Origin of the sequence: Aliirhizobium wenxiniae (assembly GCF_019511445.1) — a bacterium.
In the GTDB taxonomy this organism is placed as follows: Bacteria; Pseudomonadota; Alphaproteobacteria; order Rhizobiales; family Rhizobiaceae; genus Neorhizobium; species Neorhizobium wenxiniae_A.
In genome coordinates this window covers 48884-69004 of record NZ_JAEUAN010000008.1, presented here as the reverse complement: position 1 = coordinate 69004, position 20121 = coordinate 48884, and the positions used below count along the sequence as shown (strand labels likewise).

General features: G+C 59.0%; 17 protein-coding genes. 13 read left to right on the top strand and 4 right to left on the bottom strand.

The window, feature by feature from the left end:
- Positions 1-53: 53 nt before the first annotated feature.
- The gene (gene putA, locus JNB91_RS11805) at positions 54-3740 is read right to left on the bottom strand and encodes a trifunctional transcriptional regulator/proline dehydrogenase/L-glutamate gamma-semialdehyde dehydrogenase (protein ID WP_220325713.1); all 3687 of its coding nucleotides are present in this window, start codon (positions 3738-3740) and stop codon (positions 54-56) included.
- 146 nt (positions 3741-3886) lie between these two features.
- On the opposite strand from putA, the gene JNB91_RS11800 reads away from it, so the two are divergent.
- Positions 3887-4363, top strand: a complete 477-nt coding sequence (locus JNB91_RS11800; protein ID WP_220325712.1) for an Lrp/AsnC family transcriptional regulator — start codon at positions 3887-3889, stop codon at positions 4361-4363.
- Positions 4364-4388: 25 nt separating this feature from the next.
- Here the strand turns inward: JNB91_RS11800 and JNB91_RS11795 are convergent, their stop codons facing one another.
- Both JNB91_RS11795 and JNB91_RS11790 read right to left on the bottom strand, forming a co-directional pair.
- Positions 4389-4604 (bottom strand): hypothetical protein, encoded by a 216-nt coding sequence (locus JNB91_RS11795; RefSeq protein ID WP_220325711.1) that lies wholly within the window; start codon positions 4602-4604, stop codon positions 4389-4391.
- Between the two features lie 64 nt (positions 4605-4668).
- Positions 4669-5367 (bottom strand): YrbL family protein, encoded by a 699-nt coding sequence (locus JNB91_RS11790; RefSeq protein ID WP_220325710.1) that lies wholly within the window; start codon positions 5365-5367, stop codon positions 4669-4671.
- 324 nt (positions 5368-5691) lie between these two features.
- Between JNB91_RS11790 and JNB91_RS11785 the strand changes: the two genes are divergently transcribed.
- The 9 genes from JNB91_RS11785 (at position 5692) to glpK (ending at position 15697) form a co-directional block, all read left to right on the top strand.
- Positions 5692-6453: a DeoR/GlpR family DNA-binding transcription regulator gene (locus JNB91_RS11785; protein ID WP_220325709.1), complete on the top strand. Its 762-nt coding sequence runs from the start codon at positions 5692-5694 to the stop codon at positions 6451-6453.
- Positions 6454-6570: 117 nt separating this feature from the next.
- Entirely contained in the window at positions 6571-8082 is a 1512-nt protein-coding gene (locus JNB91_RS11780; protein WP_220325708.1) for a glycerol-3-phosphate dehydrogenase, read from the top strand.
- 52 nt (positions 8083-8134) lie between these two features.
- Positions 8135-9217 carry an ABC transporter ATP-binding protein gene (locus tag JNB91_RS11775; protein ID WP_220325707.1) on the top strand — a complete coding sequence of 361 codons (1083 nt, stop codon included), beginning with the start codon at positions 8135-8137 and terminating at the stop codon, positions 9215-9217.
- A 10-nt stretch (positions 9218-9227) separates the two neighbouring features.
- On the top strand, positions 9228-10313 hold the full coding sequence (locus JNB91_RS11770) for an ABC transporter ATP-binding protein (protein ID WP_220325706.1): 1086 nt from the start codon (positions 9228-9230) through the stop codon (positions 10311-10313).
- Between the two features lie 3 nt (positions 10314-10316).
- A complete protein-coding gene (locus JNB91_RS11765) occupies positions 10317-11186 on the top strand; it encodes a carbohydrate ABC transporter permease (protein ID WP_220325705.1) in 870 nt (289 codons plus the stop codon).
- A gap of 13 nt (positions 11187-11199) precedes the next feature.
- Positions 11200-12018: a carbohydrate ABC transporter permease gene (locus JNB91_RS11760; RefSeq protein WP_220325704.1), complete on the top strand. Its 819-nt coding sequence runs from the start codon at positions 11200-11202 to the stop codon at positions 12016-12018.
- A 14-nt stretch (positions 12019-12032) separates the two neighbouring features.
- Complete coding sequence (locus JNB91_RS11755; RefSeq protein ID WP_220325703.1) at positions 12033-12314, top strand: DUF2160 domain-containing protein; 282 nt, start codon at positions 12033-12035, stop codon at positions 12312-12314.
- A gap of 83 nt (positions 12315-12397) precedes the next feature.
- Positions 12398-14119 (top strand): ABC transporter substrate-binding protein, encoded by a 1722-nt coding sequence (locus JNB91_RS11750; protein WP_220325702.1) that lies wholly within the window; start codon positions 12398-12400, stop codon positions 14117-14119.
- 81 nt (positions 14120-14200) lie between these two features.
- Positions 14201-15697, top strand: a complete 1497-nt coding sequence (gene glpK, locus JNB91_RS11745) for a glycerol kinase GlpK (protein ID WP_220325701.1) — start codon at positions 14201-14203, stop codon at positions 15695-15697.
- A gap of 9 nt (positions 15698-15706) precedes the next feature.
- Here glpK and JNB91_RS11740 read toward each other — a convergent pair whose 3' ends face one another.
- On the bottom strand, positions 15707-16159 hold the full coding sequence (locus JNB91_RS11740; protein ID WP_220325700.1) for a MarR family winged helix-turn-helix transcriptional regulator: 453 nt from the start codon (positions 16157-16159) through the stop codon (positions 15707-15709).
- Between the two features lie 354 nt (positions 16160-16513).
- Here JNB91_RS11740 and JNB91_RS11735 point away from each other — a divergent pair, with 354 nt between their 5' ends.
- From JNB91_RS11735 to JNB91_RS11725, 3 genes are read left to right on the top strand one after another with little or no spacing between them, the layout of a single operon-like run.
- The gene (locus JNB91_RS11735) at positions 16514-17023 is read left to right on the top strand and encodes a sugar dehydrogenase complex small subunit (RefSeq protein ID WP_220325699.1); all 510 of its coding nucleotides are present in this window, start codon (positions 16514-16516) and stop codon (positions 17021-17023) included.
- Positions 17024-17053: 30 nt separating this feature from the next.
- A complete protein-coding gene (locus JNB91_RS11730; RefSeq protein ID WP_220325698.1) occupies positions 17054-18685 on the top strand; it encodes a GMC family oxidoreductase in 1632 nt (543 codons plus the stop codon).
- Between the two features lie 2 nt (positions 18686-18687).
- Positions 18688-20121, top strand: coding sequence for a c-type cytochrome (locus tag JNB91_RS11725; protein ID WP_220325697.1), 1434 nt, complete (start codon positions 18688-18690; stop codon positions 20119-20121).

Genomic DNA, 20121 nt, shown 5'->3' with positions numbered 1-20121 from the left:
CATGAGCGCTCCACCCGCCCTGACGGTCGGGTGGAACTCGTTTCAAGTGACGATCAGCCGATTGCCATCAGGCTGGCATTGCCGCCTGCGGCCGTGGTGTTGATGGAGGTGGAAACCTCTTCCAGCAGCCAGTTCAGGCAATAGGCTTCCGCATCCTCAGCAAGCTCTTCGGAAGAAGCAGCTTGAACGAGAATGAGCGGTCCCGGCAGGGCTGCAACCGTCTTCGTGGCCTCGACCAGGCGTTCGCCATCAGCTTCGATCAGTGCGCCGGCAAAAGGTGCATCCTTGGCCCAATCGTCGCTCCAGCTGATCCGGGCAGCGACGCTTGCCGGGAGATCGGCAAGCGAAGCCTTGAGACCGGACGCGACATCGATCGCGACATCGTTACCGGTGGCAAGTGCTGCCGTGAGCTGGCGATAGAGCCCGACTTCCGTCTGCGGCACGAGCAGAATGCGGCCGCGTGGATGAAGCGCGTAGATATTTCGTTCGCCGACCGGGCCGGCGAGGTCGGTCTGCAGGCCGAGCGCGGAGACCGCGCCTGTCTCGCGAGCATCCTTCGCAAGCCTGTTGCGACCACGCTGGCCGAGCCAACGAGCAAAATCCGTCAGCGCCGGATCGGTATGGACCGAGCTGTGACGCGGCGGAACCGGAGCCTTTTCGACCAGACGACCGAGATAGAGTGGGCCACCGGCCTTCGGGCCCGTACCCGATAAGCCGCGACCGCCGAAGGGCTGCACACCGACCACAGCACCGATAACATTGCGGTTCACATAAATATTGCCGACCCGGATGAGGCCGGTCACCTGCGCAATCGTTTCATCGAGACGGGTGTGCAGGCCAAACGTCAGGCCGTAGCCGGTTCCGTTGATATCCTCGATCAACCGCTCCAGATCGTCACGCTTGTAGCGTACGACATGCAGGACTGGGCCGAAGACCTCGCGCTGAAGGTCTTTCAGCGATGCGATCTCGATGATCGTCGGCGCAACGAATGTGCCGTTCTCCGTCTCGGGGCCTAGCGGCAGTTGCTCGACCTTACGACCAAGGGAGCGCATGGCTTCGATATGCTTGTCGATATTCCCCTTGGCTTCATCGGTGATGACCGGACCGATATCGATCTTGAGCGTATCGGTGCGACCGATCGAGAGCTCCTTCAGGGCACCCTTGAGCATGGCGAGGATTCGATCGGCAACATCTTCCTGCAGGCAGAGAACGCGCAGGGCCGAGCAGCGCTGGCCGGCGCTGTCGAAGGCGGATGCGATGACATCGAAGACGACCTGTTCGGCAAGCGCCGAGGAATCGACGATCATGGCATTCTGGCCGCCGGTTTCGGCGATTAGCGGGATAGGCTTGCTGTTCGGAAGAAGACGGCCCGCCAGCTCTGCCTGGATGAGGCGAGCGACTTCCGTGGAGCCCGTGAACATGACGCCGCTGGTCTCTCTTGCCGCGACGAGGGCAGCGCCGATACGGCCATCACCCGGAAGCAGTTGCAGCGCATCGGCGGGAATGCCTGCCTCGTGCAGGATACGGACACCCTGTGCGGCGATGAGCGGGGTTTCCTCCGCAGGTTTTGCGAGCACCGGATTTCCGGCGACAAGCGCTGCCGCAATCTGACCGGTGAAGATCGCCAGCGGGAAATTCCATGGACTGATGCAGACGACAGGGCCGAGCGGACGATGCCCCGGGCCAAGTGTGCGGCGTGCCTGCTCGGCATAATACCGCAGGAAATCGATCGCCTCACGCACTTCGGCAATCGCATTCGGCATGGATTTTCCCGCCTCGCGTATGATGAGACCGAGCAGATCCGGCATTTCCGTCTGCATGATATCGGCAGCACGCTCCAGGCAGGCGGCGCGGTCGGCGGGGGTTGTGGCCGCCCAGCCTGCGGCCGCATTCTTGGCGGTCGTCATTGCGGGCTCGACGCCCGTTTCCAAGATCTCGGTGACGGTGCCGACCACATCGCGTCGGTCGCCGGGGTTAAATACCGGACGGCTGGTGCCTGCGGTTTCGGCAGCCGGGTTGGCGGTCCATTCACGCGTTGCCGAAGACTTCAGCGAAGCAGAAATTTCTGCCAGCACCGTTTCGTTGGAGAGATCGAGACCGGATGAGTTGCGGCGAGCACCATAGAGATCGCGGGGCAGGGCGATCTGATCGTGGCGGGCGCCGATCTCGGCCATGCCGCGCACCACGTCGACCGGGTCGATCACGAGCTCGTCGATAGATACGCTCTTGTCGCCGATGCGGTTGACGAAGGAGGAATTGGCACCGTTTTCCAGAAGGCGGCGCACCAGATAGGCAAGCAGCGTCTCATGCGTTCCGACGGGGGCATAGATACGAGCCGGGCGTCCGAGCTTAGACGCACCGACGACTTCGTCATAAAGCGGCTCCCCCATGCCATGCAGGCACTGGAATTCGTATTTGCCGCTTTTGAACTCCGGACCAGCCAGATGATAGATAGTCGCCAACGTCTGGGCATTGTGGGTGGCAAATTGCGGGAAGACGGCGTCGGTTGCCGCCAGCAGTTTGCGGGCGCAGGCTATATAGGAAACGTCGGTATGGACTTTCCGGGTGAAGACCGGGAAATCCTCCAGGCCGTCGACTTGGGCGCGCTTGATCTCCGCATCCCAGTAGGCGCCCTTGACGAGGCGCACCATGATACGACGGTTGTTGCGGCGGGCGAGATCGATGATGAAATCGAGCACCGCGGGGCAACGCTTGCCATAGGCCTGAACGACAAAGCCCATGCCTTCCCAGCCGGCTAGATCGGGATCCTCGCAAAGGCTTTGCAGCAGATCGAGCGACAGTTCGAGGCGGTCAGCTTCCTCGGCATCGATGTTGAGGCCAATATTGTATTTTTTTGCGAGCGCGGCGAGCGCCTTCACTTTCGGCAGAAGTTCGCTCATGACGCGATCTGCCTGGGCGCGGACGTAACGCGGATGCAGCGCCGACAGTTTGATGGAAATTCCGGGACCATCATAAATGCCGCGACCGGCAGAGGCGAGGCCGATCGCGTGGATCGCCGTTTCGTAATCCCTATAATAGCGCTCAGCATCCGCAGCCGTCGTCGCAGCTTCGCCCAGCATGTCATAGGAATAGCGGAAACCGCGTTCTTCAAGCGGGCGCGCGCGCTTCAGCGCTTCGGCAATCGTTTCGCCGGTGACGAACTGCTCGCCCATCATGCGCATCGCCATGTCGACGCCGCGGCGGATGACCGGCTCGCCGCAGCGGGCAATCAAACGCGTGAGTGCGGCGGAAAGGCTGCGGCCATCGACTGTGTTGGTGAGCTTGCCGGTAACGACGAGCCCCCAGGTGGCAGCATTGACGAAAAGAGAACGACCGCCACCGACGTGAGACTTCCAGTTGCCATCAGCAATCTTGTCGCGGATCAGCGCATCGCGGGTTGCGGTATCGGGAATACGCAGCAATGCCTCTGCAAGGCACATGAGGGCCACCCCCTCCTGGCTGGACAGGGAATATTCATGCACCAGTCCCTCGACGCCAGTGCCCTTGTGCTTGGCACGCAGTGCCTTGATCAGCTGGCTCGCCGTCAAACGAATATCACGTCGCATCTCCTCCGGCAGGCTCGCCTGCTCCAGAAGTGCTGCAACGGTTTCGCTCTCCGGCTTGCGATAGGCGGCTGTGATGGCGCGGCGCAGTTCGCTTTGCTGGCGCAGCGCACGCGCGAAATCCCCAAATACCGGGACTGCGTCACTGGTCGTGTAGATTGGGTGAGGGTTCGTCATGGCTGTTCCCGGTTGTCGGAGGAGTGTCAACAAGTCGCGGAAGATAACATTGTCGGAATTTTCGTGTTGCCCAGTTTTTGAGCCTATTCTATTCGTTTTACCTAAAGATTTCCGGATACCGCATCGAAAAGAAGGCACAGGGAGCCATGGCTAGTGAATTGGACCAGTTCGACAAGAAGATCATGCAGGAACTCTCAGGCGATGGACGATTATCGGTCACCGAGCTCGCCAGCCGGATCGGTCTTTCTAAGACGCCCTGCCAGTTGCGCCTGCGCCGATTGATCGACGAGGGCTATATCGAAGGCTTCAGGGCGATTCTCAGTTCCCAAAAACTCGGCCTCGATCACATCGCCTTCGTTGAGGTGAAACTCAGTGACACCCGCGAGGAAGCGCTAAAAAGCTTCAACGATGCGGCGCGAAAAATCAGGGAAATAGAAGGCTGCCATATGATCGCAGGGCGCTTCGACTATCTGCTGAAGGTCCGTACCAGAGATATCAGGCGATATAGAATCGTTCTCGGCGAGAAGATTTCAACCCTTCCCTTCGTCGCGAGCACTTCGACAAACGTGGTGATGCAGACGGTAAAAGAAGACAGTCCGCAACTCATGGCATCGCCGGATTAGTCTTGAAAACAGCACCTTCAGGCGATCACAGATGATCGATGATATGGCCGTCCAAGGCGTCGATCCCGAGGCAGATGACAGCCAGGCAGAAGATTGTCACCAGATATTTTGCCGAATGGGTACGAAATGAAGTTGCGCGCTTGGCTTCAAGCGCCATCCCCAGCATCGCATTAGCCTTTTTGATATCATTGTTTATCGCGTGAGCGAGTATTTCGTCTGCGATATCTCTGTCGCTTTTCATCCGAATGATCCTTTGCCAGAAGCGTACATTTAACTGCGTTTCCTGACGTTGAACTGAAGAACCGTTACACACTCATACCGATCAAGGATGACACATTGATGCCGGCCGTTTCCCCTTGAGCGCGGATTTGCGCATGCAAGCGTGCGCGATAGCGCCGGAGCTTAATGCGATTGAACAGGTTGCTCATTGCGTTGAGGCCGACAGGCGACTTCTCTCCTGTGCCATCGACACAGATGACCCTGGGACTACCGTCCTGCGCGTCGCTCCAGACGAAATTGCCCAGATTGCAATCCATCAAGACGATGTGAAATCGGGTTGCTTCACGAAAAAACTCGTTAAGGGCATCCAAGTGTTTCTGTTCGAAACGGCGCTCCTGAATAAGCCTGCGGAGAGTTGGCGCCAGCGATCCGTCTCGAGACGCCACCCTTTCGACAATCATACCAAGGCCCTGGCTGGTCTGGACAAACCCAAAAATCTTCGCAATGGGCAGGTCCTTGCGTTCGCCCGCGAACTTGCGTGCCAGATTGAGATATTCCTCCAGCTCCCGGCGGAACACCATATAGGCGCCGAACCGCCGCCATTTCTTGAAGAAGAAGAACCTGGACTTCACCTTGCGGTTGCCTCCTTCAGTCTGGGCGGAGGGCTTTATGGTCTTGATGAGGATGTCCGGGTACATTTTGTTCTCGAACAGATTTCGCGAGGCGCCGTGACCGGCAAGCCTCCATTGATCGAGATCTACAAAATTCAGGACAAACTGAGACATCTTTATTCCATCATCAAACGTGCTCGATCCAACATCACAAGCTGTTCGGCATTCGTTATATAATCTGGATTGATCATGACAACACTGTCTGGCACTTTGGCGTAGTAGCCCTCAGGTTTCCAGTCACATTCGACAAAACTTTACCTGTCGGGCCGCTTTGCCGCGAATCTTGTGCCATGGCTTCGCTCTGCATCGCGTCTGCTATCGCCTGCCCTGAAATTTCGTCTTTCTGTTGCTGGACTGAAGGGTCGGCCGGCACCTCCGGTCAGTTTGCCACCGATTTCGTTTTCATCTAGAATGAAGAAAAACGAAAGTTGAGGGGCGATGCACTTATCAAGTCGGCAGGAAGAGATTCTGGCGATCGCCAAGGAGCAGGGCAAGGTGCTGGTCGATGAACTCGCCAGTCATTTCCAGGTGACGCCGCAGACGATCCGCAAGGATCTGAACGATCTTTGTGATGGCAAAGTTCTCAGCCGCATCCATGGCGGCGCGGTCTTCCCGAGCGGCAACGAGAATGTCAAATACGAGGCTCGCCGCTCGATGGCAGCGTCGGAGAAGCAGGCAATCGGCCGGGCGGCAGCCGGGATAATCCCCGATAATTCCTCGCTTTTCATCAATATAGGCACAACGACAGAAGCCGTCGGCGAGGCGCTTGTCGATCATCGTGAGCTGATGGTGATTACCAATAATATCAACGTTGCCAACAGATTACGGGTTTTTCCTTCGATAGAGGTTATTATTGCCGGTGGTGTTGTACGCGGTTCGGATGGCGGTATCGTCGGCGAGGCGGCTGTCGATTTCATCCGCCAGTTCAAGGTGGATTATGCCGTGATCGGCGTCTCAGCCATAGACGTCGACGGGGCGTTGCTCGATTTCGATTTTCGCGAGGTAAAAGTGGCGCAGGCGATCATTGCGAATGCGCGACACGTCATTCTCGTCTCCGACGCCTCGAAATTCGAACGTACCGCACCCGTCCGCATGGGCCATATCAGCCAGGTGCACACGTTCATCACCGACCGTTGTCCGTCGCTGGAGATCCGAAAGATCTGTGCCGAGAGCGAGGTTCGCCTCGTTGAAACGGGTTAAACCGGCCTCATTCTTGCCTTCCGTCAATCTTCATTTGACATTCGTTTTTCTTTCACATTAGACTTATATCAGTTTCGCAACTGCGTAATATTGTGCAATGCGAAAGTGAGTGGGGCGATGTCGGATAACAGGGTTTTCGATCTCTTCGTGATTGGCGGCGGCATCAACGGATGCGGCATTGCGCGCGACGCGGCGGGCCGGGGTTACTCTGTGGCACTTGCCGAAATGAACGATTTCGCCTCCGGCACGTCTTCCGGCGCCACCAAGCTGATCCATGGCGGACTGCGCTATCTCGAGCATTACGAATTCCGTCTGGTGCGTGAGGCACTGATGGAGCGCGAGGTGCTGTGGGCCATGGCGCCGCATGTCATCTGGCCGTTGCGATTCGTATTGCCTTACCAGAAGGGCGGTGTGCGTCCCGCCTGGCTGATCCGGCTCGGCCTCTTCCTTTATGACAATCTCGGCGGTCGCAAGCTGCTTCCGGCGACGAAGACGCTGGATCTGACGACCGACCCTGCCGGAAGGCCGCTCAAGCCCATCTTCGGCAAAGCCTTCGAATATTCAGACGGCTGGGTGGATGATGCCCGCATGGTCGTGCTGAACGCCCGAGATGCGGCGAATAAAGGCGCGACGATCATGAGCCGCGCCAGGGTCGTTTCAGCCCGGCGCGAAAGCGGCATTTGGCAGATCGAAGTGCGAGACGAGATCTCCGGCGTGACGACCAGCCATCGCGCGCGAATGCTGGTCAATGCCGGCGGGCCGTGGGTGGATCATGTGCTTTCGGGTGCGGTCGGCCGCAACAATGTCCACAATGTCCGGCTCGTTCAGGGCAGCCACATCATCGTGCGCAAGAAGTTCGAAGACAGGCGTGCCTATTTCTTCCAGAACCCGGACAATCGTATCTTTTTCGCCATTCCCTACGAGGCGGATTTCACCCTGATCGGCACCACGGATCGTGATTTTCCAGGGGATCCGAAGGACGTTAAGATCAGCGCGGAGGAAATCGAATATCTTTGCAAGGCGGCAAGCGAATACTTTTCGGAGCCGGTAACGACGGGCGACATTGTCTGGACCTATTCGGCCGTTCGTCCTCTCTATGACGACGGTGCATCGAAGGCACAGGAAGCGACCCGCGATTACGTGCTGAAAGTGGACGAGGCCGATGGCGCGCCGCTGCTCAACGTGTTCGGCGGCAAGCTGACGACCTATCGTCGCCTCTCGGAACACGCGCTGGAAAAGATCGGCGAGGCGATTGGCGAGAAGGGCGGCCCGTGGACGGCCAAGAGCCATCTGCCGGGCGGCGATTTTCCGGTCACGGGTGCCGTGGACGAGGAACGCAGGCTGATGGCGGCCTACCCTTTCATCAGCCAACGCCACGCATCACGGTTGGTCAAATGCTATGGCACCGATGCCGGGGCAATACTGGGAGACGCCAAGTCTATCGAGGAGCTTGGTCGGCATTTCGGTGGCACGCTTTACGAGGCGGAAGTCCGCTGGTCTATCGAAAAGGAATGGGCGCAAACGGCTGAGGATGTGCTGTGGCGCCGCACCAAGCAGGGATTGTTCCTGACGGCCGAGGAGGCCCGAGGGTTGGAGGAATACATGGCGGGAGTTCGCCGGGCCGCGTGAGGCCTGGAACAGAACCGCCTGTTGCCAGAGGGTTGGGAGGCCCGAGGTATATATGCTGGAATTGCGCAACGTGTCGAAGACGGTGGCGGGCGAATATCATATCCGCCCGACCGACCTGACATTAAAGCGGGGAACGCTCAACGTCCTGCTCGGGCCGACGCTTGCCGGCAAGACGTCGCTGATGCGGCTGATGGCCGGGCTGGACAAGCCGACCGAGGGCACAGTGCATTTCGACGGCGCCGACGTGACCGGCATGCCGGTGCAGAAGCGCAATGTCGCGATGGTCTACCAGCAGTTCATCAATTATCCGGCGCTTTCCGTGTATGAAAACATCGCTTCGCCGATGCGCATTGCGGGCAAGGATGCAGGCACCATCGACCGCGAAGTGAAGAAGGCCGCCGAACTTCTGAAGCTGACACCTTACCTTGATCGCACACCGCTCAATCTTTCGGGAGGGCAGCAGCAGCGCACGGCGCTCGCCCGTGCCATCGTCAAGAATGCCAATCTGGTTCTGCTCGACGAGCCGCTCGCCAACCTCGATTACAAGCTGCGCGAGGAATTGCGAGAGGAACTGCCGAAAATCTTTGCCGCCTCCGGCGCGATCTTCGTCTATGCGACAACCGAACCATCCGAGGCGTTGCTGCTCGGCGGCAATACCGCGGCTTTGCATGAGGGAGCCGTGACGCAGTTCGGCAGGACAGTGGACGTCTATCGTCGACCTGCCGATCTCGTCACCGCCGAGATTTTTGCCGACCCGCCGCTGAATACGATCGCACTGACGCGTTCCGGTCATGCCTTCCTCATCGAAGGCGAACCAGTCATCCCTGTGCCGGCACATCTGGCGTCGATCGCGGATGGTCCGGTAACACTTGCCTTCCAGCCGCATCACCTGTTCCTGCATGCTGCCAATGGCCACACGACACCGCTGAAAGCCCGCACGCTGGTGTCGGAAATCGCCGGCTCGGAAAGCTTTATCCATCTCGATTTCGCAGGTCGTCGCTGGGTGATGCTGGCGCACGGCATCCACGACATCGAACAGGACCGGGAGATCGTGGTGCATCTCGATAGCCGCCACCTGATGGCCTTCAACCAATCCACCGGCAAGGCGCTCGTCGCCACGCCGCTGGCGGCATGAGGAGAACGAGATGGCACGCATCACGCTTGAACATATCCGCCACGCTTACAGCGAAAAAGCCAAGGCTGCCGGCGATTACGCGCTGAAGGAAGTGCATCACGAATGGGAGGATGGCGGCGCCTATGCGCTGCTCGGTCCATCCGGTTGTGGAAAGACGACGCTTCTCAACATCATCTCCGGCCTTCTGACGCCGTCCGACGGACGTATCCTGTTCGACGGCAAGGACGTGACGCAGCTTTCGACCGAAGAGCGCAATATCGCTCAGGTCTTCCAGTTTCCGGTCGTCTACGACACGATGACGGTGTTCGATAATCTCGCCTTCCCCTTGCGCAACCGCAAGGTGCCTGAAGCCGAGGTCGAAAAGCGCGTCAACGAAATCCTCGAAATGACCGATCTTGCTGGCATGGCAAAACGCCGGGCACAAAGGCTGACGGCCGACCAAAAACAGAAGATCTCGCTCGGGCGCGGGCTGGTGCGGGCAAACGTCAACGCCATCCTGTTCGACGAGCCGCTGACGGTGATCGACCCGCATATGAAATGGGTGCTGCGCTCGCAATTGAAGCGCCTGCATCGGCAGTCGCGCTTTACCATGGTCTATGTCACTCACGACCAGACCGAGGCACTGACCTTCGCCGACAAGGTCGTCGTGATGCATGACGGCCAGATCGTCCAGATCGGCACGCCGGCGGAACTTTTCGAGCGGCCAAGCCACACGTTTGTCGGCTATTTCATCGGCTCGCCAGGCATGAACATCATGCCGGCCGCTATCGATGGTGCGACCGCACGCGTGGGTGACCAGAGTATCGTGCTTTCCGTTGCCCCGGCACTGAAGGGCCAAGGCCGTATAGAACTCGGCATCCGTCCGGAATTCATAAAACTCGGCCGTGAGGGCATGCCGGTCACCATCAACAAGGTCGAGGATATCGGCCGCCAAAAGATCGTCCGCGCCTCTTTCTGCGGACAGCCGATCTCGATCGTGTTGTCGGAAGATGACGAGATTCCGGCCGATCCGAAGGTGGCCTTTGAGAAACAGGCTATCGGCATCTTTGCCGATAGCTGGCGCGTCAAGAACGAGACTGCGGGACGGGAGGCTTGAACCATGGAAAAGACATGGAATAACAAGGCCTGGTTTCTGGTTCTGCCGGTCCTGCTGCTGGTTGCCTTCTCCGCGGTCATCCCGCTGATGACGGTGGTGAACTATTCGGTGCAGGATACGTTCGGAAACAATCAGTTTTTTTGGGCGGGCACCGACTGGTTTGTCGAAATCCTCACCTCGCCGCGCTTCTGGGATGCGCTCTGGCGCAACCTGATCTTCTCCGCCGTCATCCTTGCCATCGAAGTGCCACTCGGCATTCTGATCGCACTCAACATGCCGAAACATGGGCTGGGCGTGCCGGTTTGCCTGGTGCTGATGGCGCTGCCGCTTTTGATCCCGTGGAACGTGGTCGGCACGATCTGGCAGGTGTTCGGCCGCGTCGATATCGGGCTTCTGGGGTACTTCCTCAATTCGCTCGGCATATCCTACAACTATACCCAGAACCCGACACATGCATGGGCCACCGTTATCGTCATGGATGTCTGGCACTGGACGAGCCTCGTCGTGCTGCTCTGCTACGCCGGTCTGGTTTCGATACCTGATGCCTATTACCAGGCGGCCCGCATCGACGGCGCTTCACGCTGGTCCGTCTTCCGCTACATCCAGCTGCCGAAGATGAAGCGCGTGCTGCTGATCGCGGTGCTGCTCAGGTTCATGGATAGTTTCATGATCTACACAGAACCCTTCGTCGTCACCGGCGGCGGGCCGGGCAATTCGACGACATTCCTGTCGATCGATCTCGTCAAGATGGCGATCGGCCAGTTCGATCTCGGGCCGGCTGCTGCCATGTCGATCATCTACTTCCTGATCATCCTTCTGCTGTCATGGGTCTTCTACACCGTGATGACGCAGAGCGATGCAGAGCAGAAGTGAGGGGGAGAACGCCATGACCAACAATAGCAGCGGCGCCCGTTTCGGCTTCCTGATCCCGGTGATCTACATCATATTCCTGCTTTTGCCGATCTACTGGCTCGTCAACATGAGCTTCAAGACGAACAGCGAGATCCTCGGCCAACTGACGCTCTGGCCGACCAATCCGACGCTTCGAAACTACATCGTCATCTTCACCGATCCGGCCTGGTATAATGGCTATATTAACTCGATCATCTATGTGGTGATGAACACGGTGATCTCGGTTCTTGTGGCGCTGCCGGCGGCCTATGCTTTCTCTCGCTACCGTTTTTTGGGCGACAAGCACCTGTTCTTCTGGCTCTTGACCAACCGCATGGCGCCACCCGCCGTTTTCGCGCTGCCCTTCTTCCAGCTTTATTCGGCCTTCGGCCTGATCGATACGCATATCGCTGTTGCCATCGCGCATTGCCTGTTCAACGTGCCGCTGGCGGTCTGGATCCTCGAAGGTTTCATGTCAGGCGTGCCGAAGGAAATCGACGAGACCGCCTATATCGACGGCTATTCCTTCCCGCGATTCTTCGTCAAAATTTTCATGCCGTTGATCGCATCGGGCATCGGCGTCGCCGCCTTCTTCTGCTTCATGTTCTCGTGGGTCGAGCTCTTGATCGCCCGTACGCTGACGACGACGGATGCGAAGCCGATCGCGGCAACCATGACCCGCACGGTCTCCGCTTCCGGCATGGACTGGGGCGTGCTGGCTGCCGCCGGCGTGCTGACCATCATTCCGGGTGCGCTCGTCATCTATTTCGTCCGCAACTACATCGCCAAGGGCTTTGCCCTCGGCCGCGTTTGAGAAGGAGAGCAAAAATGAGCTTCTCATGGATGGCCTGGACGCTGCCGACGGCGATCTTTTTCATCACCATTTTCGCGCTGATCGCGGCGATGGGCGTGTGGGAGTATCTTTCTCCGGGCGGTGGCCCGCGCGTCGGCATCCTGCGGTTCGAGACGACGCGGGGCGACCGCCTGTTCGTCTCGTTGCTCGGCTCCGCCTTCATTCATCTCGCATGGCTGGGTCTTGGAGGCCCCAGCCTGTGGTGGGCTCTGGCCCTGTCGGTGGTCTACGCGATCGGCGTATTCCGCTTCGTCTAGGGCCAAGACGATACGGCGGCGGGAGGAGGTCCAGCCGCCAGGACTAAAGTGAACTGCAATCGCATCAACCGGGAGGACTAGATATGCGACGGCATCTTATGACGACGACGGCAGTCATGCTGCTGGCAATGACAGGCGCGGCCCATGCCGATATGGACGCAGCCAAGAAATTCCTCGATGCGGAAATCGGCGACCAGTCTTCGCTTTCCCGCGCCGAGCAGGAAGCCGAAATGCAGTGGTTCATCGATGCGGCAAAACCCTTTGCCGGCATGGATATCAAGGTTGTGTCGGAAACCATCACCACACACGAATATGAATCCAAAGTTCTCGCCAAGGCCTTTTCCGAAATCACCGGCATCAAGCTGACGCACGACCTGATCGGCGAAGGCGATGTCGTGGAAAAACTGCAGACGCAGATGCAGTCGGGCGAAAACGTCTATGACGCCTATGTCAACGATAGCGACCTGATCGGCACCCATTGGCGCTACCAGCAGGCCCGCTCGCTGACCAAATGGATGGCGAACGAGGGCAAGGATGTCACCAACCCCGGCCTGGATCTTCAGGATTTCATCGGCCTGAAATTCACCACCGCGCCGGACGGCGATCTTTACCAGCTGCCCGACCAGCAGTTCGCCAACCTCTACTGGTTCCGTTACGACTGGTTCAACGACGAAAAGAACAAGGCCGATTTCAAGGCGAAATACGGCTATGATCTCGGCGTGCCGGTCAACTGGTCGGCCTATGAGGATATCGCCGAATTCTTCACCGGCCGCGAGGTGAACGGCAAGAAGGTCTACGGCCATATGGACTATGGCAAGAAGGACCCGTCGCTCGGCTGGCGCTTCACCGATGCCTGGCTTTCCATGGCCGGCAATGGCGACAAGGGACTGCCGAACGGCCTGCCCGTCGATGAATGGGGTATCAAGGTCAACGAGAAATCTCAGCCGGTCGGCTCCTGCGTTGCCCGCGGTGGTGACACCAACGGCCCGGCGGCTGTCTATTCTATCCAGAAATATCTGGACTGGATGAAGGCCTATGCGCCGGCCGCCGCCAATGGCATGACCTTCTCCGAATCCGGCCCGGTTCCGGGCCAGGGTGAGGTCGCCCAGCAGATGTTCACCTACACGGCGTTTACGGCCGACTTCGTCAAGAAGGGCCTGCCCGTGGTCAACGATGACGGTACGCCGAAATGGCGCTTTGCCCCGTCGCCCCATGGCGTCTACTGGAAGGAAGGCATGAAGCTCGGTTATCAGGACGTCGGCTCCTGGACGTTGCTGAAATCCACACCGGACGACCGCGCCAAGGCCGCCTGGCTTTACGCACAGTTCGTCGTATCGAAGACGGTAGACGTGAAAAAGAGCCATGTCGGCCTGACGCTCATTCGCGATAGCTCGATCAACCACAAGAGCTTCACGGACCGTGCGCCGAACCTCGGCGGCCTGATCGAGTTCTACCGCTCACCGGCACGCGTCCAGTGGTCGCCGACCGGCACCAACATTCCTGACTATCCGAAGCTGGCGCAGCTGTGGTGGCAGGCGATCGGTGACGCGTCGTCGGGCGCCAAGACCGCGCAGGAAGCGATGGATTCGCTTTGCGCCGAGCAGGAGAAGGTGCTGCAGCGCCTCGAACGCGCCGGCGTTCAGGGCGAGATGGGGCCGAAGCTCGCCGAGGAGCATGATCTCGAATACTGGAACAAGGATGCAGTATCGAAGGGCAATCTCGCACCGCAGCTGAAGATCGAGAACGAGAAGGAAAAGCCGATCACCGTCAACTACGACGAACTGGTGAAAAGCTGGCAAAAATAATCGGTAAAAAGCCTATATAGACAAAGCCGGGGCGTGCCATGACGCCCCGGTTTTATGAAATATCCGGAGGAGTTTGGATTTATGGGTGGGTACATTCTTGCCATCGACCAGGGAACGACATCGAGCAGGGCGATCGTTTTCGATGCCGATATGGCTATCAAGGGTTTTGGACAACAGGAATTCACCCAGTTCTTTCCCGCATCCGGCTGGGTCGAACATGACCCTGAAGAGATTTGGCAAAGCGTCCTTGCCACGGCCCGCACGGCGATCGAAAAGGCCGGTATTTCTGCGGCCGAAATCGCCGCGATCGGTATCACCAACCAGCGAGAAACCGTCGTCGTCTGGGATCGCGAAACCGGAAAGCCGCTTCATGCGGCCATTGTCTGGCAGGATCGACGGACTTCGGCACTTTGCGAGGACCTGAAGGGCAGGGGGCTCGAAGCCACCTTCACCGAAAAGACCGGCCTGTTGCTCGATCCCTATTTCTCCGGCACGAAACTCTCCTGGCTACTCGACAAGGTCGAAGGCCTGCGGGCTCGTGCAGTAAAGGGTGAGGTCTGCTTTGGCACGGTCGATAGCTGGCTGATCTACAAGCTTACCGGCGGCAGGGCGCATGTTACCGACGCCACAAATGCCTCGCGCACGCTGATCTACAATATCGGCGAAAACGATTGGGACGACGAATTGCTCGGCATCCTCGACATTCCGCGAGCCATGCTGCCGGAGGTCAAGGATTGCGCTGCCGATTTCGGCATTACCGATAAATCCCTTTTCGGCGTCGCAATACCGATCCTAGGTGTGGCCGGGGATCAGCAGGCGGCCGTCATCGGCAATGCCTGCTTCGAACCCGGCATGCTGAAATCTACCTATGGCACCGGCTGTTTCGCGCTCCTCAACACCGGCACGGACCGCGTGGCCTCGTCCAACCGCCTGCTGACCACCATCGCCTACCGCCTTGATGGCATCACGACCTACGCGCTGGAAGGCTCTATCTTCATTGCAGGTGCTGCCGTGCAGTGGCTGCGCGACGAACTTGGTTTCATCAAGGTAGCGTCTGAAGTCGGCGCGCTGGCGCGGCAGGCCGATCCGAGACAGCGGCTTTATATGGTGCCTGCCTTTACCGGACTGGGCGCACCCTACTGGGATGCGGATGCCCGAGGCGCGATCTTCGGTCTTACCCGCAGCAGCGGCCCGGCTGAGTTTGCCCGTGCGGCGCTCGAAAGCGTCGCCTTCCAGACACATGATCTTCTGGAGGCAATGAAAAAGGACTGGACGGGCCACGGCACCACGACCGTGCTTCGCGTCGATGGCGGCATGGTCGCCTCCAACTGGACGATGCAGCGCCTATCCGACATTCTCGCCGCTCCGGTCGACCGGCCGGAACTTCTGGAGACGACCGCGCTCGGCGCTGCCTGGCTTGCGGGTTCCCGCGCCGGCGTCTGGCCCGATGCGAAAGGCTTCTCGGCCCACTGGAAACGCGACAAGCGTTTTGAACCGGAAATGGCTGACGACGAGCGGAAGGGGGCGATTATCGGCTGGCAGGACAGCGTTTCGCGCTGCCTCACCCAGCGCGCATGAGCTTATCCGTTATTTTGCCTCTTCAGGCTCATCAAACACGCGGCTGAATGCGCTGAGCTGATCCATGAGGTGGCTGAACTCTGCCTCGCCGAGGGCGGCGTGGAAGCGCTTGCGAGCGCGGCGTGCGGCGGCGGCGACCTGTTTCAGCATGTCCTCGCCTTCCGGGGTGATGAATATCAGGCGTGCTCGTTTATCGCTCGGATCGACCTCCCGACGCACATAACCCTGGTTCTCCAGACCCTCCAGGCATTTGGTAACGGATGAACGGTCCAGTGCAATCCGCTCTCCCATTGTGTTCTGATGAATGCCGGGCTCGATATAGGCGAAGGCAAGCGCGCTATACTGGGTCGGGCTGAAACCGAGATCACCAGCCTCCTGCGTGAACATAGCAAGCGCCACCTGCTGACAGCGGCGAAGCAGAATGCCATGCGAATGCAGAATTTCATGTGCGGTAACGATCACGCCGGTGTGCCTCCTTTTGCCGGATTGACAAATATCAATTGGTGGCGTAGCTGATAATCAGCTATCCAACTAATTTCGGTGCGGGGGAGGACCGCGCTGTCTCGCGACAGCGTCATTGCGTCCACTCGCGCCTTTTGTGTTTTTACATGCCTGCGATTCGTTGTCTCGTTCCTGTCCCGGATATCCCCACGCCTTGCGCCGCGGGGAACAGGTTTGCGTGGAAATTTTCCATACATTTTCCGCACATGCAACGCGCCTCCAAGGCCGAACAGTTTATCCCGGAGGCATCGGCCTCTTTCTCCCATGGTCAGGAAAATGATGACTAGACAGTCGAAAGACCCCAACGGAACGTTGATGATGTCACGCCGTGGCATTCTGCTCGGCGGCGCAACTTTGTTCGCCGGCAGCATCGCCGCCTCTCTCTGTCCCACCCTCTCGCTCGCAGCTGTCGATGCCGGCATGCAGGGCCAGTTCATGAAGCTGTCCAATCTGTTGATCCAGCACCAGCTCAGCCCGGCCGTCGGAGCACGGATAGCGGAGGGTGCAACGGCTCAATACAAGAACCTGCCGCAGATGCTTGAGGCAATCATCACGATTGCCGAGAAGAACAAGGCAACGCAGGTAGAGGACTTCTTCGCCGACATTCCAGAAGGTGAATTGAAGGACTTTGCGCTCTGGGTGATCGCCGCCTGGTATAGCGGCTCCTCCTCCGACAAGCGCGATGCCACCGTCTTCACCTATGAAGAAGCGCTGACTTTCAAGACCACCAGCGATATCCTCACCATCCCGTCCTATGGCATTTCCGGCCCCAATCTGTGGACCAGGCCGAACCTGCCGCTTTCGGCCCCGATGCCGACCTTCTGACGAAACCCACCGAAGAAAAGCCTTATCCCCATGGTTACCAAGACTAGTGCCGACGTCGTCATCGTCGGAACGGGCGTTGTCGGCGTCGTGATCGCCGAACAGTTGCTCGATGCAGGCCATTCCGTCCTCATGATCGAAGCGGGCCCGCGGGTTTCCCGCGCCGAAGTGGTCGAGAACTGGCGCAACGCGCCGCTCGGCGTCAAAGGCGACACCTCCGTTGCCTATCCGTCGCGCCCTTGGGCACCGCATCCGATGGGCAACGAGAAGGGCGACGAGGCCTATCTGCAGCTTTCAGGTCCCGACAGCTACGCACAGACCTTCATTCGTTACGCCGGCGGCTCGACGTGGCACTGGGCGGGTACGTCCTGGCGCCTGACGCCGGAAGACATGCGCCTGAAGTCGCTTTACGGCGTCGGCCGCGACTGGGCATTCGACTACGACACGCTGGAACCCTATTACGTCCGGACCGAAAACAAGCTCGGCATCTGCGGCCCGTCCGATCCGGCGCTGCAATGGCCGCGCGTTGCACGCTCAGCCCCTTATCCCATGCCGCATCTGCCCTTCTCTCCGGGCGAAGAGCGTTTTACCGAAATCGCCAGGACACTCGGCTACAACAACATCCCGGTGGCGCAGGCCCGCAATAGCGGCATGCCTTATGACGGCCGCCCGGCCTGCTGCGCCAACAACAACTGCGTGCCGGTCTGTCCTGTGGCAGCAAAGTATGACGCGGAGACGGCGCTGCATCGTCTCGAAAAGAAGGGTGCAACGATCCTCGTCGATTCGGTCGTCTACAAGGTAGAGACCAATGCCCAGAACAAGATCGAGGCGGTTCATTTCTACGATCAGCACAAGGAAACTCACCGCATCGACGGCAAGCTCTTCGTGCTCGCCTGCAACGGTCTGGAAAACCCGAAACTGCTTCTGATGTCGAAGGATGACCGCAACCCGAACGGTGTTGCAAATTCATCCGATCAGGTCGGCCGCAACATGATGGACCACCCGCAGTTGACGCTGACGGTCACCACCAAGGAGCCCTTCTGGTCGGGCATCGGCCCTGTCGTCAATTCAGGCATTATGGAAACCTCGCAAGGGTCTTTCCGTTCGGAACATGCCGGTGCCTATTTCCGCTACAACAATTTTGCCCGCAACCGCTTCGTCACCTTCGCAGCGCTGAAGAAGGGCCTGGTCGGAAAGGCGCTGGACGAGGAAATCCGCCGCATGACGGCCTGCACGGCCGATATCGTTGCCGCACATGAGGTGTTGCCCGATCCGAACAACCGCCTGACGCTTTCGGACAAGACAGACTGGCTGGGCCTGCCGAAGCCGCATATCCACTATGATGTCGGTGAATACACACGCAAATCGGCCGAAGTCTATTCCTTGCCGATCGGCAAGCGCATCGCGGAAGCCATGGGCGCGACCGATGTGAAGATCTCGCCGAAGTTCAATCAGAGCAAGCACATCATGGGCGGCACGATCATGGGCAATGATGCCTCGAACTCGGTGGTCGATGCGGACTGCCGTGCGCATGACCACGAAAACCTGTTCATCCCGGGCGGCGGCGCAATGGCGTCGACGGCTTGCGGCAACAGCACCATCACCATGGTCGCGCTCGCCATCAAGGCCGGCGATGCGATTGTCGACCAGATGCGGGGTGCGTGATCATGAAGACCGTAAAATCATTTGCCCTCGCGGCACCGCTGGTTCTTGCCGCCACAGCACCAATCACGGCATCGGCCCAGGAATTTTCCAAGGAGCTGATCGAAAAGGGCCGTTATCTCGCGACCGCTTCCGACTGTGTCGCCTGTCACACCAACCATGAGGGCGGCAAGCCGATGGCGGGTGGTCTGCCCATGGCCTCCCCGGTCGGCACTATCGTGTCGACCAATATCACCCCTTCGAAGGAATTCGGCATCGGCAATTATACCGAAGCCCAGTTTTCGGATGCGGTGCGCAAGGGGATCCGTGGCGACGGCGCCAATCTCTACCCCGCCATGCCTTATGTGTCCTATTCCAACATGACGGATGAGGACATTCATGCGCTTTACGCCTATTTCATGCAGGGCGTTCAGCCAGTGGATGAAAAGTCGCCGGAGACAAATCTTCCCTTCCCAATGAACTTCCGCGCCTCGATGATGAGCTGGAACATGCTGTTCCGTCCGAACGAAGTGCACAAGGATGATCCAGGCCAGTCTGCCGAGTGGAACCGCGGAAAATATCTCGCCGAAGGGGCTGCCCATTGCAGCACCTGCCACACGCCACGCGGCATCTTCATGCAGGAACAGAAGAGCCTCAACCTGACCGGCGGCCAGATCGGCGCCTGGTATGCGCCCGATATCACCAACGATCCGGTGCATGGCATCGGCTCGTGGACGCAGGCAGAACTCGTCACCTACCTGAAGACAGGCAAGCTGGAAAACAAGGCGCAGGCGGCAGGCAGCATGGCGGAAGCCATCAGCTATTCCTTCCAGCACCTGACCGATGCGGATCTCAACGCCATCGCCACCTATGTCCGCAGCGTCCCATCTGCAAATGCCGCCGGGACGACCGGAGCAACCCGCTTCGACAAGGGCGCTCCCGGCAACGACATGGCTGCCTTCCGCGGCAAGGACTATGCAGACGGCCTGAAGGGCGATCACGCCGGTGCGCAGATCTTTGCAGCCAATTGCGCCTCCTGCCACGGTTATAACGCCCAGGGCACCAGGGACGGTTATTATCCGAGCCTGTTCCACAATGCCGCGACGGCCGGTGACAACTCGATCAACGTCATCTCGGCGATCCTCAACGGCGTCGATCGTCATACCGAAGACGAGCATGTCTTCATGCCGCCCTTCGGCGACCAGACGAATGCCGTCGTACAGCTGACCAATGTCGAAGTCGCCTCGCTTTCCAACTATCTGTTGGCGCAGTATGGCAACGATAAGCTGACGGTAACGCCTGAAGATGTTCAGGTGATCCGCGAAGGCGGGCCAAAATCCAACATGGTCCAGATGGCGCGTATCGGCATCGGTGCGGGTGTTACGGCGGTTGCGCTCCTGCTGGCCAGCCTAATCTGGTACCGGTCACGCCGCAAGACCAAGCCGGCTCTCTCGGCATGA